21 protein-coding genes are annotated in these 26,770 nt (G+C 61.1%); 17 read left to right on the top strand and 4 right to left on the bottom strand.

What is annotated here, in order from left to right:
• Nucleotides 1–25 precede the first annotated feature (25 nt).
• Nucleotides 26–1,039, bottom strand: a complete 1,014-nt coding sequence (locus tag BS630_RS34275; protein ID WP_077981030.1) for an amino acid ABC transporter substrate-binding protein — start codon at nt 1,037–1,039, stop codon at nt 26–28.
• Between the two features lie 156 nt (nt 1,040–1,195).
• The gene (locus BS630_RS34270; protein ID WP_158081442.1) at nt 1,196–2,149 is read right to left on the bottom strand and encodes a LysR family transcriptional regulator; all 954 of its coding nucleotides are present in this window, start codon (nt 2,147–2,149) and stop codon (nt 1,196–1,198) included.
• A gap of 264 nt (nt 2,150–2,413) precedes the next feature.
• Between BS630_RS34270 and BS630_RS34265 the strand changes: the two genes are divergently transcribed.
• Nucleotides 2,414–3,028: a GntR family transcriptional regulator gene (locus BS630_RS34265; RefSeq protein ID WP_077981028.1), complete on the top strand. Its 615-nt coding sequence runs from the start codon at nt 2,414–2,416 to the stop codon at nt 3,026–3,028.
• A 49-nt stretch (nt 3,029–3,077) separates the two neighbouring features.
• On the opposite strand, the gene BS630_RS34260 is transcribed toward BS630_RS34265, so the two are convergent.
• On the bottom strand, nt 3,078–3,890 hold the full coding sequence (locus BS630_RS34260) for a ferredoxin--NADP reductase (RefSeq protein WP_018069601.1): 813 nt from the start codon (nt 3,888–3,890) through the stop codon (nt 3,078–3,080).
• Nucleotides 3,891–4,246: 356 nt separating this feature from the next.
• On the opposite strand from BS630_RS34260, the gene pcsA reads away from it, so the two are divergent.
• From pcsA to BS630_RS34190, 14 genes are all read left to right on the top strand, one after another.
• Nucleotides 4,247–4,975: a phosphatidylcholine synthase gene (gene pcsA, locus BS630_RS34255; protein ID WP_077981270.1), complete on the top strand. Its 729-nt coding sequence runs from the start codon at nt 4,247–4,249 to the stop codon at nt 4,973–4,975.
• A gap of 10 nt (nt 4,976–4,985) precedes the next feature.
• Nucleotides 4,986–5,966, top strand: a complete 981-nt coding sequence (locus BS630_RS34250; protein ID WP_077981027.1) for a quinone oxidoreductase family protein — start codon at nt 4,986–4,988, stop codon at nt 5,964–5,966.
• Between the two features lie 39 nt (nt 5,967–6,005).
• Nucleotides 6,006–7,574 carry an ABC transporter ATP-binding protein gene (locus BS630_RS34245; protein ID WP_038614171.1) on the top strand — a complete coding sequence of 523 codons (1,569 nt, stop codon included), beginning with the start codon at nt 6,006–6,008 and terminating at the stop codon, nt 7,572–7,574.
• Complete coding sequence (locus tag BS630_RS34240) at nt 7,564–8,649, top strand: ABC transporter permease (RefSeq protein WP_077981026.1); 1,086 nt, start codon at nt 7,564–7,566, stop codon at nt 8,647–8,649. The genes BS630_RS34245 and BS630_RS34240 overlap by 11 nt, the downstream gene beginning before the upstream one ends.
• Nucleotides 8,646–9,566 carry an ABC transporter permease gene (locus tag BS630_RS34235; protein WP_077981025.1) on the top strand — a complete coding sequence of 307 codons (921 nt, stop codon included), beginning with the start codon at nt 8,646–8,648 and terminating at the stop codon, nt 9,564–9,566. Before BS630_RS34240 ends, BS630_RS34235 begins: the two co-directional genes overlap by 4 nt.
• Before the next feature lie 50 nt (nt 9,567–9,616).
• A complete protein-coding gene (locus tag BS630_RS34230; protein ID WP_077981024.1) occupies nt 9,617–10,693 on the top strand; it encodes a BMP family ABC transporter substrate-binding protein in 1,077 nt (358 codons plus the stop codon).
• A 144-nt stretch (nt 10,694–10,837) separates the two neighbouring features.
• The gene (gene ytfQ / locus BS630_RS34225; RefSeq protein ID WP_077981023.1) at nt 10,838–11,800 is read left to right on the top strand and encodes a galactofuranose ABC transporter, galactofuranose-binding protein YtfQ; all 963 of its coding nucleotides are present in this window, start codon (nt 10,838–10,840) and stop codon (nt 11,798–11,800) included.
• A gap of 229 nt (nt 11,801–12,029) precedes the next feature.
• Nucleotides 12,030–13,553: a galactofuranose ABC transporter, ATP-binding protein YtfR gene (gene ytfR / locus BS630_RS34220; RefSeq protein ID WP_077981022.1), complete on the top strand. Its 1,524-nt coding sequence runs from the start codon at nt 12,030–12,032 to the stop codon at nt 13,551–13,553.
• Complete coding sequence (locus BS630_RS34215) at nt 13,550–14,563, top strand: ABC transporter permease (RefSeq protein ID WP_077981021.1); 1,014 nt, start codon at nt 13,550–13,552, stop codon at nt 14,561–14,563. Before ytfR ends, BS630_RS34215 begins: the two co-directional genes overlap by 4 nt.
• On the top strand, nt 14,560–15,528 hold the full coding sequence (gene yjfF, locus BS630_RS34210) for a galactofuranose ABC transporter, permease protein YjfF (RefSeq protein WP_011651949.1): 969 nt from the start codon (nt 14,560–14,562) through the stop codon (nt 15,526–15,528). Before BS630_RS34215 ends, yjfF begins: the two co-directional genes overlap by 4 nt.
• Nucleotides 15,529–15,544: 16 nt before the next feature.
• A complete protein-coding gene (locus BS630_RS34205; protein ID WP_025394525.1) occupies nt 15,545–16,330 on the top strand; it encodes a FadR/GntR family transcriptional regulator in 786 nt (261 codons plus the stop codon).
• 164 nt (nt 16,331–16,494) lie between these two features.
• Nucleotides 16,495–17,856: a bifunctional UDP-N-acetylglucosamine diphosphorylase/glucosamine-1-phosphate N-acetyltransferase GlmU gene (glmU, locus tag BS630_RS34200; RefSeq protein WP_077981020.1), complete on the top strand. Its 1,362-nt coding sequence runs from the start codon at nt 16,495–16,497 to the stop codon at nt 17,854–17,856.
• Nucleotides 17,857–17,965: 109 nt separating this feature from the next.
• The gene (gene glmS, locus BS630_RS34195) at nt 17,966–19,792 is read left to right on the top strand and encodes a glutamine--fructose-6-phosphate transaminase (isomerizing) (RefSeq protein ID WP_077981019.1); all 1,827 of its coding nucleotides are present in this window, start codon (nt 17,966–17,968) and stop codon (nt 19,790–19,792) included.
• A 135-nt stretch (nt 19,793–19,927) separates the two neighbouring features.
• Nucleotides 19,928–20,635 (top strand): DUF502 domain-containing protein, encoded by a 708-nt coding sequence (locus tag BS630_RS34190; protein WP_025394528.1) that lies wholly within the window; start codon nt 19,928–19,930, stop codon nt 20,633–20,635.
• An 81-nt stretch (nt 20,636–20,716) separates the two neighbouring features.
• On the opposite strand, the gene recG is transcribed toward BS630_RS34190, so the two are convergent.
• Entirely contained in the window at nt 20,717–22,822 is a 2,106-nt protein-coding gene (gene recG / locus BS630_RS34185) for an ATP-dependent DNA helicase RecG (protein WP_077981018.1), read from the bottom strand.
• Nucleotides 22,823–22,914: 92 nt separating this feature from the next.
• On the opposite strand from recG, the gene BS630_RS34180 reads away from it, so the two are divergent.
• Nucleotides 22,915–23,220, top strand: a complete 306-nt coding sequence (locus BS630_RS34180) for an FAD assembly factor SdhE (protein WP_003539598.1) — start codon at nt 22,915–22,917, stop codon at nt 23,218–23,220.
• Complete coding sequence (gene mfd / locus BS630_RS34175) at nt 23,217–26,717, top strand: transcription-repair coupling factor (RefSeq protein ID WP_077981017.1); 3,501 nt, start codon at nt 23,217–23,219, stop codon at nt 26,715–26,717. The genes BS630_RS34180 and mfd overlap by 4 nt, the downstream gene beginning before the upstream one ends.
• The last annotated feature ends 53 nt before the right edge of the window (nt 26,718–26,770 follow it).

Genomic DNA, 26,770 nt, shown 5'->3' with positions numbered 1-26,770 from the left:
CGCCGATTCTCCTGGCGGCCTCGTATCAACGGATGGGAGGCGCGTACTGAAGGCCGCCGGCGTTCCAGAGAGCATTCACACCACGTTCTATCTTCAAGGGAGATTCCTTGCCGATCGAACGCTCGAAAATGTCGGAATAATTGCCGACCTGCTTGATGATGTCCTGAGACCAGGTCTCACCGAGCCCGACGTCTTTGCCGAAGCTTCCTTCGACGCCCAGGAGACGGCGAATATTCGGATCGTCGGAATTTTTCATCTCGTCGACGTTTTTCGAGGTTATGCCGAACTCTTCTGCAGCGAGCATGACATTGAGAGTCCACTTGGCGATGTTCAGCCAATGGTCGTCACCTTGGCGGACGGCTGGCCCCAGCGGCTCCTTCGAAATGATTTCCGGGAGCACGACGTTCTCGTCGGGCTTCGCCATACGGATACGCGCAGCGTTCAGGCTCGAAGTGTCTGCGGAGAAAACGTCACAACGCCCTTCCTCATAGGCCTTGATAACAGCCTCTTCATCCGCGAAACCGACGGCGCTATAGGTCATGCCGTTGATGCGGAAATAGTCGGCCAGATTCAATTCGGCGGTCGTCCCCTGCGAAACGCAAATCGATGCGCCGTCCAGACCCTTGGCGGACTGAATATTCTCCGACTTGCGAACCATGAAGCCCTGGCCGTCATAAAAATAAACTCCAGCGAAGATGATGCCGAGGGAAGTGTCTCGCGAGGACGTCCAAGTCGCATTGTGAGCCAGGATGTCGATCTCACCGGATTGGAGCGCGGTAAACCGATCCTTGGCGTTGAGCGGGATAAACTTGACCTTCGTTGCATCCCCGAGGATGGCAGCGGCCACGGCGCGGCAGTAGTCGACGACGAAGCCTGTCCACTTCCCATCGTTGTCAGGAACGCTGAAACCCGCCGTTGCCGGGTTCGTCCCGCATGTGAGGATGCCCTTTGCTTTGACATCGTCTAAGGTTCCCGCCGAAACGGGATATGCACAGGCGGCAATTACCGCGCCGAGAATACCAGCCACTAAATTTCGCATAAATGGATCCCCTTTTTTGAATTCTGCCAAAGAGGGTGGCTCGCTGAGGACTAAACTGTCAAATTGGTTGTCGTCATTCGATTTATGAATGAGATTCATACGAACATCAGGCCCCGGTGGATGCGTCAAAGCTGACGACCTAGTTGGCGCTCCTCGTCACGCGATAACGTTGTTTGCCAATATGGCTTCATTTTTTCTGATTTGAGCCGCGTGATACAGTTCAGTTATGAGGCGACGCAACCAAAGGCTTCCCTGATCGGCAGCCATCTGCCGGTGAACCACGAGACTTGCGCTGACGGAAGGAATGGGTATGGGCGGAGAGAGAAGTGTTATCTCGTTTGCTTCGTCAAGAATCTGAAAAATACCGTCGCCACAATGCGTGATCAGGTCCGTCCCCCTGAGCGCCAACGGCATCACTAGGTAGTTCGAAATGGTTGCTACGACCTTTCGCCTAAGCCCACGCTCTTTAAGTGCAGCATCTGCCAAACCCTCAGATAAACCATCGGCGGAAATTTGAAGGTGAGATGCCGAAAGATACTGCTCCAAACCTAATGGAGCCCTGGCGATCTGGCTGCCACTCCAAACAGCGCAGAGGATTCTGTCCTGCCCGAGCTCGGTTTTAGTCAGGTTGGGGTCGTCCTTCAGACTCGCGCCCGTCAAAGTGCAATCAACCTGTCGGAAGTAGTCTGCGCTTTCGGATTCAGCCCGATTTGCAGGTATGACATTCAGGGTCGCATATGGCGCCTGTCTGGAGAATTCTCGAATGAGGCCTGGGATGAAGATCATCGCATGATAGTCAGTGAGCCCCATGCGAAACTTTCGTTCTGTCGTTGCAGGGTCGAAGACATTATACCGCCCAATCAACGTGCGAATTTTTCCGAGAGAGTCAGATAGGTCCCCGATAAGCTCCAATGCGCGAGGCGTGGGCCTCATCAATCCGCCGTCGCGTGTGAACAGCTCGTCCTTAAATACGATGCGCAATTTCGAGAGCGAGTGACTGACTGCGGATTGGGTCCGGCCCAATTGATCGGCAGCGCGCGTAACGCTCCTTTCCCGCATCAGAACATCAAAGACGCGCAGGAGATTAAGGTCAACGTTGTCGGGAGACATTGCGAGCTCCATGAAACCGGTTCATGAGGAGCATCGAAGCATTTCGCCAGGCGCATGACAATCGTAAGGTGACAAGGGACAATTTCTGTTGAGATACGATGGCGCGGACCGCCGGTCCGCGCTGTCACGAAGACGCCCCTTCGTCGGAGCACTCAATCTTGAGAGCGTCCATTCATTTATCTCCGTGGGGATATACCAGTACGGCTTGCCGTGCGTTTTCCAGCATGCCAGAATTTGATATATCAGTGGGGCACGGTTGTTTGCATGCAGACTTCACAAAGCCATCTTGCCTATCTCGCGCTGGAGCATCTGATCGTGACGCTGGCGTTGAAGCCCGGCGCGCTGGTCACTGAAAAGCAGCTGATCGATATGGCGGGCCATGGGCGTACGCCGGTGCGCGAGGCGATCCAGAAGCTTGCCTGGCAGGGGCTGATCCTGGTGAAGCCGCGCGTCGGGCTGCAGATCGCCGAGATCGCGGCTGAGGATCATCGCAATGTCATGCAGGTGCGCCGCGAGCTGGAGCCGATCGCGGCAAGCCTTGTTGCTGAACATGCAAGCGACGAGCATCGCGCGCGCCTCATCGATTGCGCCCGCGCGATGGAGGAATGCGCCGTCACCGGCGATCTCGCCGGCTTCTTCGCCGCCGACAAGGCCTTCGACGAAATCCTTGAAGATGCCTGCCCGAACGGCTTCATCACGGCAGCACTCGGCCCGGTGCAGACGCATTCGCGCCGCCTCTGGTACTCCAAGGCGAGCCCGGAGCGCATGGATCGCGCCATCGCGCTACACGTCGCCGTCATCCGCGCCATCCATCAGGGCAGGTCGGATGAGGCGCGCGCCGCCATGGCGGTCCTGATCGATTACCTCAGCCAGACATAGAAGCCGCTCCGTTTCCGGAGCCGCCACAGGTCTGATTGTCAGAAATGTTTTAGCCGACGAAAGCGCGCTCGATGACGAATTCGGCGGGCTTGCTGTTGGCGCCTTCATCGAGGCCGGCCTTCTCAAGCAGTTCCTTGGTATCCTTCAGCATGGCCGAGGAACCGCAGATCATGCCGCGGTCGATCGCCGGGTCGAGCGGCGGTACGCCGAGATCGGTGAACAGCTTGCCGGAGGAGATAAGGTCGGTGATGCGGCCGCGATATTCGAAATCCTCGCGCGTCACTGTCGGATAGTGGCGCAGCTTGTCGCCGACGACTTCCTTCAGCAACTCGTCGTTCTGGATTTCGTGCACGAGATCGAAGCCGTACTTCAGTTCGGCGACATCGCGTGTCGTATGGGTAAGGATGACTTCCTCGAACTTCTCATAGGTCTCGGGATCGCGGATCAGGCTGGCGAAAGGCGCAATGCCCGTTCCCGTCGAGAACATGTAGAGACGACGGCCGGGCGTCAGCGCATCGAGCACCAGCGTGCCGGTCGGCTTCTTGCGCATCAGCACCTGGTCGCCCGGCTTGATCGCCTGCAGATGGGAGGTGAGCGGACCGTCCGGCACCTTGATCGAGAAGAATTCAAGCTCTTCGGCCCAGGCGGGGCTGGCGATCGAATAGGCGCGGAACACCGGCTTGCCCTCGACCATCAGGCCGATCATCGCGAATTCGCCGGAACGGAAACGGAAGCCCTGCGGCCGGGTCATCGTGAAGCGGAAGAGCCGGTCGGTATAGTGCGTGACATCGAGCACCGTCTCGGCATAGACGCCGGCGGGGATGGACAAGGCGAAGTCTTCGGTCTTTGCAGGCGCGTTCATTTCGGTAGCGGATCCCGTTTCGTCGGATGAACTTTCGAATGCGAGCGAGATATTACAAATCCGGCCGGAATTAAAGGCATTCCATTCCACGCGACGCTTCTAAAGGGAAATATGCATGTCATTGTCAGGATTCAATGGGGAGCAAGGGCAGGCGGGGAATGTCGTATTTCCCGCTGGCGAAGCCCGGCAAAGGATGCATATTAGAGCATCGCGCCGCAAACGGATACCGGTTTTCGACAAAAACGGTGCGACAACAAAGACCTACGGCGTCGAACCCGATTCAGCAACAGGGTCCGGCGATGGTGGCGAAAAAAAAGATGCTTGCCGGGGCGAGCGCGATAGGGCGGTCGGGGAATATGAAGATTTTCAACTACAAGCGAGTTCCTTATGCGGAGATGCGCGCCTTTTCCGTCCATATTCTGACCGCATCCGGCTCCTTTCTTGCGTTTCTCGGCGTCGTTGCCGCCGCCGAGCACCGCTTCATCGACATGTTCTGGTGGCTGGGCCTCGCCCTTCTGGTCGACGGCATAGACGGGCCGATCGCCCGCAAGGTGCGCGTCAAGGAAGTTCTGCCGAACTGGTCGGGCGATACGCTCGACAATATCATCGACTACGTCACCTATGTGCTTCTGCCGGCCTTCGCGCTCTATCAGAGCGGCATGATCGGCGAGCCCTGGTCCTTCCTCGCCGCCGGCATGATCGTCGTCTCCAGCGCCATCTACTATGCCGATATGGGCATGAAGACGGACGAGTATTTCTTCTCCGGCTTCCCCGTGGTCTGGAACATGATCGTTTTCACGCTGTTCGTCATCGATGCCAGCGCCACGACGGCGCTCACCGTCGTCATCGTTTCGGTGGTGCTGACCTTCCTGCCGATCAATTTCCTTCACCCGGTCCGGGTCAAAAGGTTGCGCCCGCTCAATCTCGGCGTCTTTTTCCTGTGGTCGGCGCTCGGCATTTTTTCGCTGCTGATGCATTTCGACACACCCGAATGGGCGCTCATTCTCTTCATCGTAACCGGCGCCTATCTTTACGTCATCGGCGCGGTGCTGCAATTCTTCCCCGCCCTTGGGCGCGAAGCATAGGACAGGCAAGATGACCAAGACGCAGGCGGTTTCATTTTCGAGGACGGGCGGGCCGGAGGTTTTTGACTATGTTGAGATCGATCTTCCGCCGCCATCGACAGGCGAAGTGCAGATCAGACAGGCGGCGGTCGGGCTCAATTTCATCGATGTCTATTTCCGCAACGGCACCTACAAGGCGCCGCATCTGCCCTTTGTCACCGGCAAGGAGGGCGCCGGCACCGTGACATCGGTCGGCCCCGGCGTCGAGGATTTCAAGGTCGGCGACCGTGTCGCCTACGCCAGCGCCGACGGCGCCTATAGCACCGAACGCAATATTGAGACGCGGCATCTGGTGCATGTGCCTGACGGCATAGAACTCGAAACGGCGGCGGCGATGATGCTGAAGGGCATGACCGCCGAATATCTCCTCAACCGCACCTTCAAGGTCGGCCCTGAGACCGTCCTGCTGTTTCACGCCGCAGCCGGCGGCGTCGGCCTGATCGCAGGCCAATGGGCTAAGGCGCTCGGCGCCACCGTCATCGGCACGGCGGGCTCCGAAGACAAGATCGAGTTGGCGCTCGCCCATGGCTACGATCATGTGATCAACTACAAGAGCGACAGCTTCGCCGATCGCGTTCGCGACATCACCGGCGGCAAGGGCGTGGATGTCGTCTACGATTCGATCGGCCGGGATACTTTTCCACAATCGCTCGATTGTCTGAAGCCGCGCGGTCTTTTTGCCTCCTTCGGCCAATCTTCCGGTCCGATCGAAAATTTCACCCTCGCAATGTTGGCGCAGAGGGGTTCGCTCTTTGCGACACGGCCGACGCTCTTCACCTATATCGCCGCGCGTCAGGAGCTGATCGACAGCGCCAAAGCGCTATTTGATATTGTGCAAAGCAACAAAGTGCGTATCAATATCAATCAAACCTATCCGTTGCGTGAGGTTGGGCGGGCTCACGTGGATCTGGAAACAAGAAAAACAACAGGAACGACGCTGCTGATTCCATGAGATCCGAACGGACCGGTTGGCAGAAGAAATGAGGGGAACGTGTCGCCATTGAATGTGCCGGATTCCGGCGCGTTATTATCGGTCCAGAAGCTGACGAAGTTCTTCGGTGGCTTTGCCGCCTGCAATGAAATCGATCTCGATATTGCGCCGGGCGAAATTCATGCGCTTCTCGGCGAAAATGGTGCAGGCAAATCCACCCTGGTGAAGATGCTGTTCGGCGTTCTCGAGCCGACGGGCGGGCAGATCCTCTGGCAGGGTCAGCCGGTCGCGATCACGTCGCCGGGTGAAGCCCGCAAGCTCGGCATCGGCATGGTCTTCCAGCATTTTTCGCTGTTCGAGGCTCTGACGGTTGCCGAAAACATCGCCCTGTCGCTGGATGACGCCATCCCGATCGACAGGATCGCCGAGGAGGCGAGGGCGCTGTCCATCGCCTACGGCCTGCCGCTCGATCCGCATGCCCATGTCGCCGATCTCTCGGTCGGCGAGCGCCAGCGCATCGAGATCGTCCGCGCGCTGCTGCAGAACCCGAAGCTCATTATCCTCGACGAGCCGACCTCGGTGCTGACGCCGCAGGAGGCTGACAAGCTGTTCGAGACGCTGTTCAAGTTGCGCGCCGAAGGCCGTTCGGTTCTCTATATCAGCCACCGCCTGGAAGAGGTGCAGCGCATCTGCGATCGCGCCACCGTCCTGCGTCATGGCCGCGTGACCGGCGCCTGCGATCCGAAGCGGGAAACGCCTGCCTCCCTCGCTCGCATGATGGTCGGCAGCGAAGTGGCGACCGTGACGCATCCGGAGCGCAGCGACAGGGGCGAGGTGCAGCTTGCCGTCGCCAGTCTTTCCGTTGCCGCGCGCACCCCTTTCGCCATGGCGCTGCGCGATGTGTCGATGGCGGTCCGCTCCGGCGAAATCCTCGCCATTGCCGGTGTCGCGGGCAACGGGCAGAGCGAGCTCTTCGACGCACTGTCTGGCGAATATCCGGTCGCCTCAGCCGAGGCGATCGTCATCCGCAAGAAACCGGTCGGCAACCAGGGCATTACCGCCCGCCGTCTTCTCGGCGCCGGCTTCGTGCCGGAGGAGCGCCACGGCCACGCCGCCGTCTCCGCCATGAAACTGTCGGACAATCTCGTCCTTGCCCGCAGCCAGTCCGACCGCAAGGCGTTTCTGGGCCTCTTCGGCATCATCCGCCACGCTGCGGTGAAATCCGCAGCCAGGCGCATTTCAGAAGCGATGGATGTCCGCAAGAGTGGCGAGGATCCCGCCGCCGGCTCCCTGTCCGGCGGGAACCTGCAGAAATTCATCGTCGGCCGCGAGCTCGACCGCCAGCCGGCGGTGCTCGTCGTCAACCAGCCGACCTGGGGCGTCGATGCCGGGGCGGCAAGCCGCATCCGCCAGGCGCTCGTCGATCTCGCAAGAAGCGGTTCGGCTGTCGTCGTTATCAGCCAGGATCTCGACGAAATTTTCGAGGTGGCGACAGATATCGCCGTCATCTCCGAAGGCCGCCTTTCCAGACCTTTCCCGGCGGGCGAACTGACGCGTGAAAAGATCGGCCTGCTGATGGGCGGCCTGCACGAGAGCAGCTCTGCTCCGGAGGCGCCCCATGCGCATTGAACTCGAAAAACGCCCCGACGTCTCGAAGCTCTTCGCTTTCGTCTCGCCGCTCTTGGCCCTTGTCCTGACGCTGGTGTTCGGCGCCATCATGTTCGCCATGCTCGGCAAGGACCCGGTCGCCGCACTCTACGCCTTCTTCGTCGAACCGCTGCTCGAGGTCTGGTCGCTGCATGAGCTGGCGATCAAGGCCGCGCCCCTGATCCTGATTGCCGTCGGCCTCACCGTCTGTTATCGCTCGAATAACTGGAATATCGGCGCCGAAGGCCAGTTCACCATCGGCGCCATCACCGGCTCCTATCTGCCGATCGTCTTCTACGACTGGCATTCGCCGCTGGTGCTGCCGCTGATGCTGATATTGGGTGCGCTCGGCGGTGCGCTCTTCGCCGCCGTTCCGGCGCTGCTGAAGGCGCATTTCAACACCAATGAGATCCTGACATCGCTGATGCTGGTCTATATCGCCCAGCTCTTCCTCGACTGGCTGATTCGCGGCGCCTGGCGCGATCCGAAAGGCTTCAACTTTCCGGTTTCGCGTGATTTCGCGACGGAAGCGGTGCTGCCGGCGATCTGGGAAGAATCGGGCCGCGCCCATTGGGCCTTCATCTTCGCCATCATTGCGGCGGTCGCTGCCTGGTTCATGCTGCGCTACACGCTGAAAGGCTTCCAGATCGTCGTGCTCGGCCAATCCGAACGGGCAGGGCGCTTTGCCGGCTTCTCGTCGAAAAAGATGATCTGGTTCAGCTTTCTCTTCTCGGGCGCTCTTGCCGGCCTTGCCGGAATAGCCGAGGTCTCCGGCTCGATCGGTCACCTGCAGCCGGCGATCTCGCCGGGCTATGGCTTTACCGCCATCATCGTCGCCTTCCTCGGCCGCCTCAATCCGCTCGGCATCATTGCATCGGGCCTGGTGCTGGCGCTGACCTATCTCGGCGGCGAGGCAGCACAGCTTTCGCTCGGCGTTTCCGATAAGGTCACTCGCGTCTTCCAGGGGCTGCTGCTCTTCTTCGTGCTGTCGTGCGATACGCTGATCTATTACAAAATCCGCCTGGTCTGGTCGCGGGTCGGGGGCAGGGCGGCATGAGCATCTTCGAAGCGATTCTGCTGACCGTCATCACCGCCTCCACGCCGCTCGTCATCGCCGCGCTCGGCGAACTCGTGACCGAGCGCTCCGGCGTTCTCAATCTCGGTGTCGAGGGCATGATGATCATGGGCGCGGTCGGTGCCTTTGCCACGGCACAGCTCACCGGCTCGGCCTATATCGGCATTGTCGGCGGCATTGTCAGCGGCGCGCTGTTTTCGCTGCTCTTCGCCTTCCTGACGTTGACGCTCGTCGCCAATCAGGTGGCGACAGGCCTTGCGATGACGATCCTTGGCCTCGGCGCCTCCGGCATGCTCGGCGAGGCCTTCGTCGGAGCGCCCGGCGTCCGTTTGCTGCCGATCGAAATTCCGGTGCTTTCGGCCATTCCCTATGTCGGAACGGTCCTCTTCAAGCAGGATCTGATCTTCTACCTGTCGATCCTGCTCGTTATCGCCGTCAACTGGTTCCTCTTCAAGAGTCGCACCGGCCTGAAGATCCGCGCCATCGGCGATAATCACGCCTCGGCGCATGCGCTCGGCATCGATGTCATCCGCATGCGCTACCTCGCCGTGATGTTCGGCGGCGCCTGCGCCGGCCTTGCCGGCGCGCAGCTGTCGTTGATCTATACGCCGCAATGGACTGAGAACATGTCAAGCGGGCGCGGCTGGATCGCGCTGGCGCTCGTCGTCTTCGCCTCCTGGCGGCCTTGGCGCCTGCTGGCCGGCGGTTATCTCTTTGGGGCGGTAACGATCCTGCAACTGCACGCCCAGGCCTTCGGCATCGGCATTCCCTCGCAGTTCCTCTCGATGCTGCCCTATGCGGCGACAGTTGTGGTCCTCATCATCATCTCGCATAATCGGCGCACGACGTTGATCAATACGCCGGCCTCGCTCGGCAAAGCCTTCGTGCCGGACCGGTGAACGACAACAAACAAGACGGTTTTCGAAACTTCCAACCAACAGGGATCAATATGAAAAAACTTGCACTTGCTCTCGCAGCGACAGCTGCCCTCGTCCTGAGCATCGGTTCGGCTGCCGAGGCGGCTGACAAGACCAAGGTCTGCTTCGTTTATGTCGGCACGCGCACTGACGGCGGCTGGACGCAGGCCCATGAGAACGGTCGCCTCCAGCTCGAGAAAGAATTCGGCGACAATATCGAGACGCCCTACCTCGAAAGCGTTCCGGAAGGCCCGGATGCCGAACGCGCCATCGAGCGCATGGCCCGCTCCGGTTGCTCGCTGATTTTCACCACGTCCTTCGGTTTCATGGACCCGACTATTGCCGTTGCCAAGAAGTTCCCGAAAGTGAAGTTCGAGCATGCGACAGGCTTCAAGGCCGCCGACAATGTCGCGACCTACAATTCCCGCTTCTATGAAGGCCGCTACATCAGTGGCATTATCGCCGGCAAGCTCTCGAAAACCGGCACGGCCGGCTATATCGCCTCCTTCCCGATTCCTGAGGTGGTGATGGGCATCAATGCCTTCGAAACTGGCGCCAAGTCGGTCAATCCAAACTTCAAGATGAAGGTTATCTGGGTCAACACCTGGTTCGACCCGGGCAAGGAAGCCGATGCCGCCAAGGCGCTGATCGACCAGGGCATCGATATCCTCACCCAGCACACCGACACGACCGCTCCAATGCAGGTCGCCGAGCAGCGCGGCGTCAAGGCGTTCGGCCAGGCTTCCGACATGATCAAGGCTGGCCCGAACGTCCAGCTGACCGCGATCATCGACACTTGGGGCAATTATTACGTCAAGCGCGTCAAGGCGCTTCTCGACGGCACCTGGAAGTCAGAGCAGAGCTGGGATGGCCTCAAGGACGGTATCCTGACGATGGCGCCCTACACCAACATGCCCGACGACGTGAAGAAACTCGCCGAGGAGACCGAAGCCAAGATCAAGTCAGGCGAACTGCATCCCTTCACCGGCCCGATCAACAAGCAGGACGGCACGCCCTGGCTGAAGGCCGGCGAGAAGGCCGATGACGGAACGCTGCTCGGCATGAACTTCTATGTCGAAGGTGTCGACGACAAGCTGCCGGGTAAATAGTCGCGCAGCTATCTCGCAGTTGCGAAGAGCGCCCTTCTGGGCGCTCTTTTTTTGCTGCAATGCATCCCAAGATTCCGATTTACAAAAGTAATACTATATGATTTTTTGACCCTGCGCCGCGAGATGCGGCATTGGGAGGAAATCATGAAATTGAAGACTGCACTTTTGAGTGCCACGATTCTGGCTGCCTGCATGTTCGGTTCGGCTTCGGCCGCCGGCCTCACTGTCGGCTTCTCGCAGATCGGCTCGGAATCGGGCTGGCGTGCGGCTGAAACGACCGTGACCAAGGAACAGGCCAAGAAGCGCGGCATCGATCTGAAATTTGCCGATGCGCAGCAGAAGCAGGAAAACCAGATCAAGGCTCTGCGCTCCTTCATTGCTCAGGGCGTCGATGCCATTCTCATTGCTCCGGTCGTCGAAACCGGCTGGGAGGACGTTCTCAAGGAAGCCAAGGAAGCCGAAATCCCGGTCATTCTTCTCGACCGTACCATCAAGGCTCCTGATGATCTCTATCTGACGGCTGTTACGTCGGACCTGGTCCATGAAGGCAAGGTCGCAGGCGACTTCCTGGTCAAGACCGTCGGCGACAAGAAGTGCAATGTCGTCGAGCTTCAGGGCACCACCGGTTCGTCGCCGGCCATCGCCCGCAAGAAGGGCTTCGAAGAGGCTCTTGCCGGCCACGACAACCTCAAGATCGTTCGCAGCCAGACCGGTGACTTCACCCGCACCAAGGGCAAGGAAGTCATGGAAAGCTTCCTGAAGGCCGAGAATGGCGGCAAGGATATCTGCGCTCTCTACGCCCATAACGACGACATGGCCGTCGGCGCTATCCAGGCAATCAAGGAAGCCGGCCTGAAGCCCGGCAAGGATATTCTGGTCGTCTCCATCGACGCCGTTCCTGACATTTTCAAGGCGATGTCCGAAGGCGAGGCCAATGCCACGGTCGAGCTGACGCCGAATATGGCAGGTCCGGCCTTCGATGCGCTCGAAGCCTATCTGAAGGACAAGAAGGCTCCGGCGAAGTGGATCCAGACCGAGTCGAAGCTCTACACGCCTGCAGACGAGCCGATGAAGGTCTACGAAGAGAAGAAGGGTCAGGGCTACTGATCTGATGTGACACCGCTGCATCATTGCTGAAACCGGAATCGATTTCAGGGTAAAATCATGCAGCAATTCAAAGCGCTACAGCGTCCTCTACGCATCTGAAAAGACGAGGCGGCACTGTAGAACCGCACCGGCCCGTCATGGACCGGTGCGGAACTGCCTTTGCCGCCTTGGGACGTCATGTCCGGCCGCGGCGCGGCTTTTGCCGTCAATATCAGGAAAACAAACCCGTATGATTCACGATTTCGAGAACGTTCTCGCGGCCTCCGGAATATCGAAATTCTTTCCCGGCGCAGTGGCGCTGGATAAGGTCGATTTCACGCTCCGCAGAGGCGAGGTGCATGCATTGCTGGGCGAAAACGGTGCCGGCAAGTCGACGCTGATCAAATGCATCACCGGCGCCTATCATCGTGATGAGGGCAGCCTGACGCTGGACGGCCAGGAAATCAATCCGGCCAATACGCTCGCCGCCCAGAAGCTCGGCATCGGCACGGTCTATCAGGAGGTCAATCTCCTTTCCAATCTGAGCGTCGCCGAAAACCTCTTTCTCGGCCGCCAGCCGAGGCGCTTCGGCATGACCGACGTCCGTGCAATGAACCGCAAAGCGCGCGACCTGCTCTCCGGCTACGGCGTCGATATCGACGTCACCGCCGAACTCGGCCGTTTCTCCGTCGCAGTCCAGCAGGTGGTCGCCATCGCCCGTGCCGTCGATCTCTCCGGCAAGGTGCTGATCCTCGACGAGCCCACCGCAAGTCTCGACAATCAGGAAGTGGCGCTGCTCTTCCGCATCATCGACGACCTCAAGAAACGCGGCCTCGGCATCGTCTTCATCACCCATTTTCTCGAGCAGGTCTATGCGATCAGCGACCGTATCACCGTGCTGCGCAACGGCAAGCTCGTCGGCACCCGCGACGTCGCCGATCTGCCGCGCCAGGGCCTGATCGCCATGATGCTCGGCCGCGAACTGGCCCATGTCGAGGAGACGGTGCGGGAACGCAGCCTTGTAGCAGGCGACGTCCGATATCGTTTTTCAGGCTACGGCAAACGCGGCAAGATCAAACCATTCGATCTTGAGGTGCGCGCCGGAGAGGTGGTCGGCGTTGCCGGGCTGCTGGGCTCCGGCCGCACCGAAACCGCCGAACTGCTTTTCGGCATCGAACATGCCGATAGCGGCAGCGCTACGATCGACGGCCAGCCGGTGACGCTTTCGAGCCCGCGCGCCGCGATCGCAAAAGGTTTCGGCTTTTGCCCCGAGGACCGAAAGACCGATGGCATCATCGGCGACCTGTCGATCAGGGAGAACATCGCACTGGCGCTGCAGGCCCGCCGCGGCTGGACGCGGCCGCTGTCGCGCGCTGAGCAGAACACGCTTGCCGACCGCTACATCAAGGCGCTCGATATCCGCACCACCGATCGCGAAAAACCGATCCGGCTACTGTCAGGCGGCAATCAGCAGAAGGCGATCCTCGCCCGCTGGCTGGCGACCAATCCGAAGTTTCTGATCCTCGACGAGCCGACCCGCGGCATCGATGTCGGCGCCCATGCCGAGATCATCCGGCTCATCGAAGAGCTCTGCGCCGGCGGCATGTCGCTGATCGTTATTTCCTCGGAACTTGAAGAGCTTGTCGCCTATAGTTCACGTGTCATCGTACTTCGCGACAGACAGCATATCGCCGAACTGACAGGCGAGCGTATCACCGCTGCCGGCATCGTCGAAGCCATCGCCGCCGCCGAACACAAGATGGAGGATGCATGAGGTCCTCGCTGAAAGCGCTGGCATATCGCCTGGCGCCGCAATTGATTGCGCTGGTTGTCATTCTTCTGTTGAATTTCATCACGTCGCCGCAGTTTTTTAATGTCGTGGTTCAGAATGACCGCCTCTATGGCAGCCTGATCGACGTGCTGAACCGCGGCGCGCCGGTGGCGCTGCTGGCGATCGGCATGACGCTGGTCATCGCCACCAAGGGCATCGACTTGTCCGTCGGTGCGGTCATCGCCATCTGCGGCGCCGTCGCCGCTTCGTCGATTGTGTCAGGAAATTCAGTTGCTTATACTATTATCTTGACGCTAGCGATCGGGCTTGCCTGCGGCGTCTGGAACGGGTTCCTGGTGGCGGTCCTCAATATCCAGCCGATCATCGCCACGCTGGTGCTGATGGTCGCCGGCCGCGGCATCGCCCAGTTGATCACCGAAGGCGCCATCCTGACCTTCAACGATGACGGGCTGACCTTCTTTGGCAGCGGTTCGCTGGCTCTCCTGCCGATGCCTGTCGTCATCTGGTTCCTCGTCGGCCTGCTCGTCATCCTGCTCGTCCGCCGCACGGCGCTCGGCATGCTGATCGAGGCCGTCGGCATCAATCGCCGTGCCAGCACGCTCTCCGGCATTCAAACGCCGGTGCTGTTGATGGCGGTCTACATGCTGAGCGGGATCTGCGCCTCGATTGCGGGCATCATCGTCGCAGCCGACATCAAGGGCGCCGATGCCAACAATGCCGGCCTGTGGCTGGAACTCGACGCGATCCTCGCCGTTGTCGTCGGCGGCAATTCGCTGCTCGGCGGCCGCTTCAGCATTCTCGGATCGCTGATCGGCGCAATGATCATCCAGGCGGTGAATACCGGCATCCTGTCCGCCGGCTTCCCGCCTGAACTCAACCTGATCATCAAGGCCGTCATCATTATCGTGATCCTCGTCATCCAGTCGCCGGCGGTACAATCGCTCGCCATCTTCGCCAGCCGCCGGCAGGGCGGTAGGGAGCAGCCGAAATGAACTCCAAATACCTGCCGCTGCTTGCGACCATCGTCATCTTCGTGCTCGCCTATGCCGGCTGCGCGCTGCAATATCCGAACATTCTGTCGACGCGCGTCATCGGCAATTTATTGACCGACAACGCCTTTCTCGGCATCGCCGCCGTCGGCATGACCTTCGTCATCATTTCGGGCGGCATCGATCTGTCGATCGGCTCGGTCATCGCCTTTACCGGCGTCTTTCTCGCGGTGATCCTGCAGAACACTTCGATCCATCCGCTGCTCGCCTTCGCGCTGGTGCTCGTCATCACGACAGCCTTTGGCGGTATCATGGGCGCGATCATCCACTATCTCGAAATGCCGGCCTTCATCGTCACCCTTGCCGGCATGTTCCTGGCGCGCGGCATGGCCTTCGTGCTCTCCATCGACAGCATCCCGATCAACCACGAATATTATTCGACGCTGACGAGCCTCTATTATCGTCTGCCCGGCGGCGGGCGGCTGACGCTGATCGGCGGCATCATGCTTCTGGTCTTTGCCGTCGGCATCTTCATCGCCCAGCGCACCCGCTTCGGCACCAATGTCTATGCGCTTGGCGGCGGTACGCAGACGGCGCGGCTGATGGGCGTGCCGGTCGGCCGCACGACAATCCAGATCTATGCGTTGTCGGGTTTTCTCGCGGGTCTATCCGGGATCGTTTTTTCGCTGTACACCTCTGCCGGATATTCTCTTGCAGCAGTCGGCGTCGAACTCGATGCCATCGCGGCGGTCGTCATTGGGGGGACGCTGCTGACCGGAGGAGCGGGATTCGTGGCAGGAACCTTGATCGGTATCCTGATCCAGGGGCTCATTCAGACCTACATCACCTTCGACGGCACGCTGTCGAGCTGGTGGACCAAGATCCTGATTGGCCTTTTGCTGTTTGCATTCATCCTGATGCAGAAAGCCATCCTGTTCGTTTCCAGTCTGAACAAGAGGTACGCCTGAGGGGGAGACGGATCGCTTGCGCTACAAATTGGACGAGACACGCAAAACGGGGCGTAGAACCCGGACGAGCCACGCTCAGGTGGTCGACGAACTCGGCAAGGCGATCGTCGCCGGCACCTATCCGGTCGGCTCGATCCTGCCAGGCGATACGGAACTGGCGCAACGCTTCAAAGTGTCCCGCACGGTGTTGCGCGAGACGATGAAGACGCTCGCCGCCAAAGGCATGGTCGTCGCCAAGGCGCGGGTTGGTACGCGTGTGACCGAGAAGAACCTCTGGAACATGTTCGACAGCGAGATCATCGCCTGGCACTTCGACAACGGCGTGACGGAAGAGTTTCTGCTGCAGCTCTACGATATCCGTCTCGCCTTCGAACCTTTCGCCGCCGGTCTCGTCGCCGAGCGGGCGAATGCCGAGGAGATCGAGATGCTGCGCGGGCTGGCGCTCGAGATGGCGGCGGCCGGTCATACGGCCGACAGCCTCGCACTCGCCGACCTTCGTTTTCACCTGGCGATCGCCGAAGCCTCGCACAATCCCTTCATGCGGACACTGGGCAGTCTCATCGAAGCAGCCCTCGTCGGCATGTTCCGGATGAGTACGCCGCCAACCGAAAACGGCTTCGCCAATATCGCCGATACCCATATGCGCATCGTCGATGCGATCGTTTCCGGCGATAACGCCGCCGCGCGCCGTGCGATGGAGGACGTCATCCTCGACGGTCGCATCCATGTGCATGAAGCTTTCGAGGCCCGCGGGTCCGAGGCCGTCACAGGGTCGATTTCGGCCGCAATTTCACCCTTGTGAAGGCTTTGCTTGTCTGCAGCGCCGCACGTCTTTTCGAGAGATGCAAAGGACGCTGCAGCACTTTGAATGGCTGCATAATTTATCCTTAAATCGATTCCGATTTAGGGAATTATGCAGTATGAGGCGATAAAGCCGCCTCATGGCGCGGATTCGCGGAGCAAATCATGGAACGCACTTGTCTTGCCGTCATCCTTGCCGCCGGTGACAGCACGCGGATGAAATCCTCGAAATCGAAGGTCCTGCATCCGGTCGCCGGACGGCCGATGATCGCCCATGTGGTCGAGGCGGTCGCCTCCGCCGGCATCTCGTCCGTCGCCCTTGTCGTCGGCCGTGATGCCGAGGACGTGGCAAAGGCGGCAAGCATTGCCGGAGTCGGCATCGAATCCTATCTGCAGAAGGAACGCCTCGGCACCGGGCACGCGGTGCTTGCAGCGCGCGAAGCGATCGCCAAGGGTTATGACGATATCCTCGTCACCTATGGCGATGTGCCACTCCAGACCGACGGACCGCTCAAGGCCGCCCGCCAGGGCCTTGCCGATGGCAGCGATGTCGTCGTCATCGGCTTCCACACCGACCGCCCGACCGGCTACGGCCGCCTGCTCGTCAAGGACGGCGAACTCATCGCCATTCGCGAGGAAAAGGACGCGACCGATGCCGAGCGCACCGTCACCTGGTGCAACAGCGGGCTGATGGCGATCAACGGCAGAAAGGCCCTCGATCTTCTCTCGCGCATCGGCAACGCCAACGCTAAGGGTGAATTCTATCTGACCGATCTCGTCGAGATCGCCCGTTCGCTCGGCGGACGCGTCACTGCGGTCGATGCTCCTGAGATCGAGATGACCGGCTGCAACAACCGCGCCGAACTCGCCGTCATCGAGCATTTCTGGCAAGAGCGCCGCCGCCACCAGATGATGCTTTCAGGCGTCACCATGATCGCACCGGAAACGGTCTTTCTCGCCTATGATACCGTCATCGGCCAGGATGCGCTGATCGAGCCGAACGTTGTCTTCGGTCCTGGTGCTGTGATCGACAGCGGCGCCGTCATCCATGCCTTCTCGCATATCGAAGGCGCCCATGTCAGCGAGAGCGCGACCGTCGGACCCTTTGCGCGGCTGCGGCCGGGTGCGGATCTCGGTACCGGTTCGAAGGTCGGCAACTTCTGCGAGGTCAAGAACGGCCGCCTCGGCGAGGGCGCCAAGGTCAACCACCTCACCTATATCGGTGATGCCGTCATCGGTGCCGGCAGCAATATCGGCGCCGGCACGATCACCTGCAACTATGACGGCGTCAACAAGAGCGAGACGGTGATCGGCGAAAATGCCTTCATCGGTTCCAATTCCTCGCTGGTCGCGCCGGTGACGATCGGCGACGGCGCCTATATCGCCTCCGGCAGTGTCATCACCGTCAACGTGCCGGCCGATGCACTGGCACTCGGCCGTGCCCGGCAGGAGAACAAGCCCGGCCGCGCGACGCTGCTGCGCGAGCGTGCGCTGGCCATCAAGGCGGCGAAGAAGGCGAAAGCCTGACCGGCCTTGCGTAACCGGCGGAAATTGAAAGTGACCGCCGAGGTGATTGAGAAATAAGCAGGAATTGTTAGGACTGGCCTCGTCATCGAAGCCTTTATGGGGATACTATATGTGCGGCATTGTGGGGATCGTTGGAACTGCGCCTGTTGCCGGGCGCCTGGTCGATGCGCTGAAGCGTCTCGAATATCGCGGTTACGATTCCGCCGGCGTCGCCACCATTCATGATGGCGTGATGGATCGCCGCCGCGCCGAAGGCAAGCTGTTCAATCTGGAAAAGCGCCTCGACAGCGAACCGCTGCCCGGCACTGTCGGCATCGCCCACACGCGCTGGGCGACCCACGGCGTTCCGAACGAGACCAATGCCCATCCGCATTTCGTCGAAGGCGTCGCCGTCGTCCATAATGGCATCATCGAGAATTTTTCCGAGCTTCGCGACGAGTTGACCGAAGAGGGTTCGGTTTTCGAAACGCAGACCGATACCGAAGTCGTTGCCCATCTGATGGCGAAATATTTGCGCGAAGGCCTGGAGCCCCGCGCCGCCATGCTGAAGATGCTGAACCGGGTGACCGGCGCCTATGCGCTGGCCATCATGCTCAAGGCCGATCCCGGCACGATCATGGCCGCCCGTTCCGGCCCTCCGCTCGCCGTCGGCTATGGCCGCGGCGAGATGTTCCTCGGCTCGGACGCGATCGCGCTCTCGCCCTTCACCAACGAGATCACCTATCTCGTCGACGGCGATTGCGCGATCCTTACCCGCGACAGTGTCGCGGTGCTCGATTTCGCCGGGAAGCCGGTCAAGCGCGCCCGGCAGACCTCGCAGGCGACCGCCTATGTCGTCGACAAGGGCAACCACCGCCACTTCATGGAAAAGGAAATCTACGAGCAGCCGGAGGTGATCTCTCACGCGCTCAGCCATTATGTCGATTTCGCCGAGAACACGATCGGCGCCAATGCCGCCGCGATCGACTTCAAGACGGCGACCGGCCTTGCGATCTCGGCCTGCGGCACTGCCTATCTCGCCGGCCTCGTCGGCAAATATTGGTTCGAGCGTTATGCCCGCCTGCCGGTCGAGATCGACGTCGCTTCCGAATTCCGCTACCGCGAAATGCCGCTGTCGCCGTCACAGGCAGCCCTCTTCATCTCGCAGTCCGGCGAGACCGCCGATACGCTCGCATGCTTGCGTTATTGCCGCGACAACGGCTTGAAGATCGGCGCCGTCGTCAATGTCCGCGAATCGACGATCGCGCGCGAATCCGACGCCGTCTTCCCGATCATGGCCGGCCCCGAAATCGGCGTCGCCTCGACCAAGGCCTTCACCTGCCAGCTCGCCGTGCTGGCATCCCTGGCGATCGGCGCCGGCAAGGCGCGCGGCACGGTGAGTGCTGACGAGGAGAGGGCGCTGGTGCGCCATCTTGCCGAAATGCCGCGCATCATGAGCCGGGTGCTTAACCTTATCCAGCCGCAGATGGAAAGCCTGGCGCGCGAGCTGTCGAAGTGCAAGGACGTGCTATATCTCGGCCGCGGCACCAGCTTTCCGCTCGCCATGGAAGGCGCGCTGAAGCTCAAGGAAATTTCCTATATCCACGCCGAAGGTTATGCCGCCGGCGAATTGAAGCACGGACCGATCGCGCTGATCGACGAGAACATGCCTGTTATCGTCATCGCCCCCTACGATCGTTTCTTCGAAAAGACCGTCTCGAACATGCAGGAGGTCGCAGCCCGCGGCGGCCGCATCATTTTCATCACCGACGAGGCCGGCGCGGCGGCCTCGAAACTGCCGACCATGGCGACGATCACCCTGCCTGTCGTCGACGAAATCATCGCACCGATGATCTTCTCGCTGCCGATCCAACTGCTCGCCTATCACACCGCCGTCTTCATGGGCACCGATGTCGATCAGCCGCGAAACTTGGCGAAATCCGTGACCGTGGAATAACCTGTAACGCCGTGACCGTTGCGCCGAAACATATTGTGCGGCGCCCCGAATTCTGGCAATTTTGGTGTGCGGACAAGGGGGAAGGGCCGGCGTTCCGGCCCCGTCCAGGACTGATATGGAGTTCATCAGGAAACGATGGCCGACAACACCCCCAGAATGCCGGTCGCGACGCGGCTGAGGAATAATTTTCTCGCAGGACTGATCATCTGCGCCCCGATCGCGATTACCATCTGGCTGACCTGGACCTTCATCCATTGGTCGGACAGCTGGGTCAGGCCCTATATTCCGGCACGCTGGAATCCGGAAAGCTATCTCAATTTTGCCATTCCCGGTTTCGGCCTGTTGACTGCCGTCGTGCTGATCACTGTCGTCGGCTTTCTCGGCAAGAACCTCATCGGCCAGAGCATCGTCGGTTTCGGCGAATCGATCGTCCAACGCATGCCGCTGGTGCGGACGATCTACAGAAGCGTGAAGCAGATTTTCGAAACCGTGCTGAAGGAGCAGTCCAACTCCTTCAAAAAAGTCGGCCTCATCGAATATCCAAGTCCCGGTCTCTGGGCACTGGTTTTCGTCGCCACCGACGCCAAAGGTGAAATCGCGTCGAAGTTCAATGCCATGGGCCAGGATATGGTGGCGGTCTTCCTGCCGCCGACGCCGGTGCCGACGGCTGGTTTCCTCGTCTTCGTTCCGCGTGAGAAGATCGTCTTGCTCGACATGTCGCCGGAGGATGCCGCCAAGTTCCTGATTTCGGGCGGTCTGGTGGCTCCTGAAACCCCGCAGCCGGAGCCGAAGCAGAAGCATTTGCCGCGGCCGAAGCCGGTGGCGGTTTCCAAGGCTGAATGATGCATGTCGCCCAAAAGTGTTCGGCAGTTTTGGGATGACGACATGCATAGAACAAAGACTTAAAGCGCGCCTCGGGGCGCTTTAACCCGCTCTCAAGAACCCGATCGCCTCGTCGCGGCGGAAAAGATAGAGCAGGGTGCGGATCGCCGTTCCCCTCTCCGTGGTCAATTCCGGATCCCGCTCGATCAGGTAAGCCGCATCCTTGCGGGCGATCTCCAACAGGTCGGCATGCGCCTCAAGGCTGGCGATGCGAAAGCCCGGCGTGCCGGATTGCCGTGTGCCGAGCAACTCGCCTTCACCGCGCAGCTTCAGATCCTCCTCGGCAATACGGAAGCCGTCCTCCGTCTCCCGCATGATCGAGAGCCTGGCATGGCCGGTCTCGCCGAGCGGCCCCTTGTAGAGCAGGATGCAGGTCGAGGCCTCGTCGCCGCGCCCGACGCGGCCGCGCAGCTGATGCAATTGCGCCAGGCCGAATCGCTCGGCATGTTCGATCACCATGATCGTCGCGTCCGGCACGTCGACACCGACCTCGACGACGGTCGTGGCGACAAGCAGCCGGGTCTCGCCGTTCTTGAACGCCATCATCGCTGCGTCCTTCTCCGGCCCGCTCATGCGACCGTGGATGAGACCGATGCCCGGCCCAAGTGCTGCGACCAGCGTCGCATGCCGCTCCTCGGCCGACATCAGGTCGAGCTCTTCGGACTCCTCGACCAGCGGGCAGATCCAGTAGGCCTTTTTGCCCTCGGCGATCGCGCTTTGTAGCCGCCAGACGATTTCACCGGTCCGTTCCATCGGCACGGTGATCGTCTGGATCGGCTTGCGGCCGGCCGGTTTCTCGGTGAGCTTGGAGACGTCCATATCGCCGAAGGCGGCAAGCACCAGCGTGCGCGGGATCGGCGTCGCCGTCATGACAAGCATATGCGGCGAGAGGCCCTTGGCGGTCAGCCGCAGGCGCTGATGCACGCCGAAACGGTGCTGCTCGTCGACGACGGCAAGCATCAGATTGGGGTAGGCGACGCTGTCCTGGAACAGCGCATGCGTGCCGATGATGATCTGGGCAGCACCCGAGGCGATTCGCTCCAGGATTTCCTCCCGTTCGCGTCCCTTGGTGCGCCCGGTCAGCACCTCGATGCCGAGCCCGGCGGAGACGGCGAATTTCGAGATCGTTGCATGGTGCTGCCGCGCCAGAATTTCGGTCGGCGCCATCAGCACGGCCTGGCCGCCGCTCTCGATCACCGCCGCCATCGCCATCAGCGCCACCAGCGTCTTGCCGGAACCGACATCGCCCTGCAGCAGCCGCAGCATGCGCTCGTTGCCGGCCATATCCTTCAAAACCTCGGCGATCGCCTCGTTCTGGCTGCCGGTCAGCGAGAAGGGCAAGGTCTTCAGGATCTTGCTGCTGATGGCGCCGGTGGCATGCACCGGCTGGCCCGCTACCTTGCGCAGCCTTTGCCGCACCAGGCTCAGCGACAGCTGGCCGGCGAGGAACTCGTCATAGGCAAGCCGCCGCCGGGCAGGGGCCTGCGGGTCGATATCCCCAGGATCGTGCGGCTCGTGCAGCATGTGGAAACTGTCGCGGATCGACGGCAGGCCTTGCTTCTCCGTCAGCGCCAGATCGATCCATTCCGGCAGCTCGGGAAAACGCGGCAGGCCGGCGTCGATGATCTTGCGCAGCGTCTTCGGCGAAAGTCCCGCCGTCAGCGGATAGATCGGCTCGACCAGCGGCAGGCTCTCCGCCTCGTCAGCCCTGACGATATAATCGGGATGCACCATCGAGGCGCGGCCGTTGAACCAGTCGATCTTGCCGCTGACCGTCACCTCCGCGTCAACAGGCAGTTGCTTCTCCAGCCATGCCGCCTGTCCACGGAAGAACACCAGCGTCAGTTCGCCGGTCTCGTCATGCAGGAAGACGCGGTAAGGGATATTGCTTTTGCCGCCCGGCGGCACCTGGTGGCGGTCGACGCGCGCCGTGATCGTCACGATCGCACCCTGCGGCGCGCGGGCGATGCCCGGCTGGTTGCGCCGGTCGATCAGCGAAAAAGGCGCGTGGAAGAGCAGGTCGATGACCCGGCAATCCTCCAGCGTCTCGCGCCCGAGCAGCTTGACCAGCAGGTCGGCGATCTTCGGGCCGACGCCGGGAAGGCCCGAAATGGGTGAAAACAGAGGATCGAGAATGGCGGGGCGCATTCGGCCAAAATGCGATAAACAATGCGGCCTTGGCAAGGCTGACAAGCCGCTTTCCAGGGTCTATAGAGGCGCATCAACAGGAAGGTAATGCCATGACAGGTGTCACGCTCACGAGTGCCGGTCTCGACCCGCGCCGCCGCCGGATCCTTTTCCGCTGTTGGCATCGCGGGCTGCGCGAAATGGATCTGGTCTTCGGCCAGTTCGCCGAGGCCGAGATCGCGATGCTGTCGGAAGCCGAGCTCGACGAGTTCGAGACGATCATGGCCGAAGAGGACAATGATCTCGTCCGCTGGGTCATGGGAACATGGCCGGTGCCCGAGCGTTTCCAGACACCGATGTTTGCCCGCATCGCCGCCTACAAGCCCGATTTTGACAAGCCCCTCAGGACGCCGGAATGATCCCTGGTTTCGATGCGAAGAAGCTTGCGGCCATTGCCGAGCCGCTGACGATCGGCAATGTGCCGGCAGGTCTTGAAACGCTGCTGCTCGCCGAGCTCGCCCGAACGGGAGAGCCGGTCGCCTATGTCATGTCCGACGGCCACCGCATGGCTGATCTCGAACAGATGCTGAGCTTCGTCGCCCCCGACATTCCGGTTCTCACCTTGCCGGCCTGGGACTGTCTGCCCTATGACCGCGTCTCGCCGAGCGCCGACACCTCGGCTCGCCGGCTGGCTGCACTCGGCGGCCTCATCGCCCATCGCAAGAAGCCGCATGCGGCAATCGTGCTCGTCACCGCCAATGCCATGCTGCAGAAGGTGGCGCCGCAGGATGTCATCGAAAGCCTGAGCTTTTCGGCTCGCCCCGGCAACCAGCTGCGCATGGACGATCTCGCCGGCCGCCTGGAGCGCAATGGCTTCGAGCGAGTCGCCACCGTTCGCGAAGTCGGCGAATATGCGGTGCGCGGCGGCATTCTCGATGTCTTCGTGCCGGGTTCCGAAGAGCCGGTCCGCCTCGATTTCTTCGGCGACACGCTGGAAAGCATCCGCTCCTTCGATCCGGCCAGCCAGCGCACGATCGGGCAGGTGCGTTCCCTCGATCTCAATCCGATGAGCGAGGTGACGCTGACGCCCGATACGATCAGCCGTTTCCGCAAGAATTACCTCTCCGCTTTCGGCGCGACCACACGCGACGACGCGCTCTATCTCGCCGTCTCCGAAGGCCGCCGTTACCCCGGCATGGAGCACTGGCTGCCGCTTTTCTACGAGAAGCTCGATACCGTCTTCGATTATTTGAGCGGCTTCCGGATCGTCATCGACCATACGGTACGTGAAGCAGCCGAAGAGCGCTCCAAGCTCGTTTTCGACTATTACGATGCCCGCCTGAACTCCGGCCAGCCGGCCAAGGGGATGACGCAGGGCACGCCCTACAAGCCGGTGACGCCGGGCCAGCTCTATCTCGACAGCAAGCTTTTCGGCAAAACCCTCGACGCTCTCGGCGCGATCCGCATCAGCCCCTTCAACGAGCATGAGGGCGAGGCAAGGCGGGTCGTCAATGTCGACGCTCGCCAGGGCCAGCGCTGGGCTCGCTCGAACGCCGAAGGCGGCGGCGATGCCGAACGGATTAACATCTTCGACGTCGTCGTCAAGCATATTGCCGACCGGCGCGCTGCCGGCGCGAAAGTGCTCGTCACCGCCTGGACCGAAGGCTCGCTGGAGCGCCTGCTGCAGGTGTTGAACGAACATGGCCTGGAAAAGGTAAAGCCGATCGAGGCGCTGAAGGATGTCGGCTCGCTGGCGAGAGGTGAGGCTGCTGCTGCCGTACTCAGTCTCGAAGCCGGCTTCGAGGCCGGCGACCTCGTCGTCATCGGCGAGCAGGACATCCTCGGCGACCGCATGGTGCGCCGCTCCAAGCGCCGCAAGCGCGCCGCCGATTTCATCTCGGAAGTCGCGGGCCTCGATGAGGGCTCGATCGTCGTCCACGCCGAACATGGCATCGGCCGCTTCATCGGGCTGAGGACCATCGAGGCCGCAGGTGCGCCGCATGCCTGCCTCGAACTGCAATATGCCGACGAGGCCAAGCTCTTCCTGCCGGTCGAAAACATCGATCTTCTCTCGCGTTACGGCGGCGAGGGCACCGAAGCCCAGCTCGACAAGCTCGGTGGCGGCGCCTGGCAGATGCGCAAGGCCAAGCTCAAGAAGCGCCTGCTCGACATGGCCGATGCGCTGATCCGCATCGCCGCCGAGCGCCTGACGCGCCATGCGCCGATGCTGACGACGCCGGAAGGCCTTTACGACGAATTCGCTGCCCGCTTCCCCTATGACGAGACCGAGGACCAGGAAAACGCCATCGAAGCCGTGCGCTCCGATCTCGGTGCCGGCCGGCCGATGGACCGCCTCGTCTGTGGCGACGTCGGCTTCGGCAAGACCGAAGTAGCGCTGCGCGCTGCCTTCGTCGCGGCGATGAACGGCGCCCAGGTCGCCGTCGTCGTGCCGACGACACTGCTTTCCCGCCAGCATTTCAAGACCTTCTCCGACCGTTTCCGTGGTCTGCCGGTGCGCATCCAGCAGGCCTCGCGCCTCGTCGGCGCCAAGGAACTGGCGCTGACCAAGAAGGAAGTGGCGGAAGGCAAGACCGATATCGTCGTCGGCACCCATGCGCTGCTCGGCGCCGGCATCAAATTCGCCAATCTCGGTCTGCTCGTCATCGACGAGGAACAGCATTTCGGCGTCAAGCACAAGGAGCGGCTGAAGGAATTGAAGAGCGACGTGCACGTGCTGACGCTGTCGGCAACGCCGATCCCGCGCACCCTGCAGCTCGCCATGACCGGTGTGCGCGAATTGTCGCTGATCACCACCCCGCCGGTCGACCGCATGGCGGTGCGCACCTTCATTTCGCCTTTTGACAGCCTGGTCATCCGCGAGACGCTGATGCGCGAGCATTATCGCGGCGGCCAAAGCTTCTATGTCTGCCCAAGGCTTGCCGATCTCGAGGACGTGCATGCCTTCCTGCAGTCGGATTTGCCGGAACTGAAGGTCGCCGTCGCACATGGCCAGATGCCGGCCGGCGAACTCGAAGACATCATGAACGCTTTCTACGAAGGCCGTTACGACGTGCTGTTGTCGACCACCATCGTCGAATCCGGCCTCGACGTACCCACCGCCAATACGCTGATCGTCCACCGCGCCGACATGTTCGGCCTTGCCCAGCTCTATCAGCTGCGCGGCCGCGTCGGCCGCTCGAAGGTGCGCGCTTTTGCGCTCTTCACCCTGCCTGTTAATAAGGTGCTGACGGCCACCGCCGAACGCCGCCTCAAGGTGCTGCAGTCGCTGGATACGCTCGGTGCCGGCTTCCAGTTGGCAAGCCACGATCTCGATATCCGCGGCGCCGGCAATCTGCTCGGCGAGGAGCAGTCCGGCCATATCAAGGAGGTCGGCTTCGAGCTTTACCAGCAGATGCTGGAAGAGGCGGTCGCCGAGGTCAAGGGTGTCGACGAGATCCACGACACCGGCTGGTCGCCGCAGATCTCCGTCGGCACGACGGTGATGATCCCGGAAACTTACGTTCCCGACCTGCATCTGCGCATGGCGCTCTACCGCCGCCTTGGCGAAATCACCGAACTCAAGGAGATCGACGGCTTCGGCGCCGAGATGATCGACCGCTTCGGCCCGATGCCGATCGAAGTTCAGCACCTGCTGAAGATCGTCTACATCAAGTCGCTCTGCCGCACCGCCAATGTCGAAAAGCTCGATGCCGGCCCGAAGGGCGTCGTCGTGCAGTTCCGCAACAAGGAATTCCCCAACCCGGCGAACCTCGTCGGTTATATCGGCAAGCAGGGCACGATGGCGAAGATCCGCCCCGACCACAGCCTGTTCCTGACCCGCGACCTGCCGACGCCGGAAAAACGCCTGCAGGGCGCTGCCGTCATCATGACGCAGCTGGCTGAATTTGCGAAATAGAGCAATTCCAGCAAAACTGTGCCGCAGTTTTGCGTCCGGAATTGTGTGGAAAA

This window comes from Rhizobium laguerreae (assembly GCF_002008165.1).
GTDB lineage: Bacteria > Pseudomonadota > Alphaproteobacteria > Rhizobiales > Rhizobiaceae > Rhizobium > Rhizobium laguerreae.
This window is presented reverse-complemented; position numbering and strand designations above follow the sequence as displayed.

What these genes read in the sequence shown, in the direction of transcription:
- BS630_RS34275 (WP_077981030.1), bottom strand. Translation starts at nt 1,039, where the DNA reads ATGCGAAATTTAGTGGCTGGTATTCTCGGCGCGGTAATTGCCGCCTGT.
- BS630_RS34270 (WP_158081442.1), bottom strand. Translation starts at nt 2,149, where the DNA reads ATGTCTCCCGACAACGTTGACCTTAATCTCCTGCGCGTCTTTGATGTT.
- BS630_RS34265 (WP_077981028.1), top strand. Translation starts at nt 2,414, where the DNA reads ATGCAGACTTCACAAAGCCATCTTGCCTATCTCGCGCTGGAGCATCTG.
- BS630_RS34260 (WP_018069601.1), bottom strand. Translation starts at nt 3,890, where the DNA reads ATGAACGCGCCTGCAAAGACCGAAGACTTCGCCTTGTCCATCCCCGCC.
- pcsA (WP_077981270.1), top strand. Translation starts at nt 4,247, where the DNA reads ATGAAGATTTTCAACTACAAGCGAGTTCCTTATGCGGAGATGCGCGCC.
- BS630_RS34250 (WP_077981027.1), top strand. Translation starts at nt 4,986, where the DNA reads ATGACCAAGACGCAGGCGGTTTCATTTTCGAGGACGGGCGGGCCGGAG.
- BS630_RS34240 (WP_077981026.1), top strand. Translation starts at nt 7,564, where the DNA reads ATGCGCATTGAACTCGAAAAACGCCCCGACGTCTCGAAGCTCTTCGCT.
- BS630_RS34235 (WP_077981025.1), top strand. Translation starts at nt 8,646, where the DNA reads ATGAGCATCTTCGAAGCGATTCTGCTGACCGTCATCACCGCCTCCACG.
- BS630_RS34230 (WP_077981024.1), top strand. Translation starts at nt 9,617, where the DNA reads ATGAAAAAACTTGCACTTGCTCTCGCAGCGACAGCTGCCCTCGTCCTG.
- ytfQ (WP_077981023.1), top strand. Translation starts at nt 10,838, where the DNA reads ATGAAATTGAAGACTGCACTTTTGAGTGCCACGATTCTGGCTGCCTGC.
- ytfR (WP_077981022.1), top strand. Translation starts at nt 12,030, where the DNA reads ATGATTCACGATTTCGAGAACGTTCTCGCGGCCTCCGGAATATCGAAA.
- BS630_RS34215 (WP_077981021.1), top strand. Translation starts at nt 13,550, where the DNA reads ATGAGGTCCTCGCTGAAAGCGCTGGCATATCGCCTGGCGCCGCAATTG.
- yjfF (WP_011651949.1), top strand. Translation starts at nt 14,560, where the DNA reads ATGAACTCCAAATACCTGCCGCTGCTTGCGACCATCGTCATCTTCGTG.
- glmU (WP_077981020.1), top strand. Translation starts at nt 16,495, where the DNA reads ATGGAACGCACTTGTCTTGCCGTCATCCTTGCCGCCGGTGACAGCACG.
- glmS (WP_077981019.1), top strand. Translation starts at nt 17,966, where the DNA reads ATGTGCGGCATTGTGGGGATCGTTGGAACTGCGCCTGTTGCCGGGCGC.
- BS630_RS34190 (WP_025394528.1), top strand. Translation starts at nt 19,928, where the DNA reads ATGGCCGACAACACCCCCAGAATGCCGGTCGCGACGCGGCTGAGGAAT.
- recG (WP_077981018.1), bottom strand. Translation starts at nt 22,822, where the DNA reads ATGCGCCCCGCCATTCTCGATCCTCTGTTTTCACCCATTTCGGGCCTT.
- BS630_RS34180 (WP_003539598.1), top strand. Translation starts at nt 22,915, where the DNA reads ATGACAGGTGTCACGCTCACGAGTGCCGGTCTCGACCCGCGCCGCCGC.
- mfd (WP_077981017.1), top strand. Translation starts at nt 23,217, where the DNA reads ATGATCCCTGGTTTCGATGCGAAGAAGCTTGCGGCCATTGCCGAGCCG.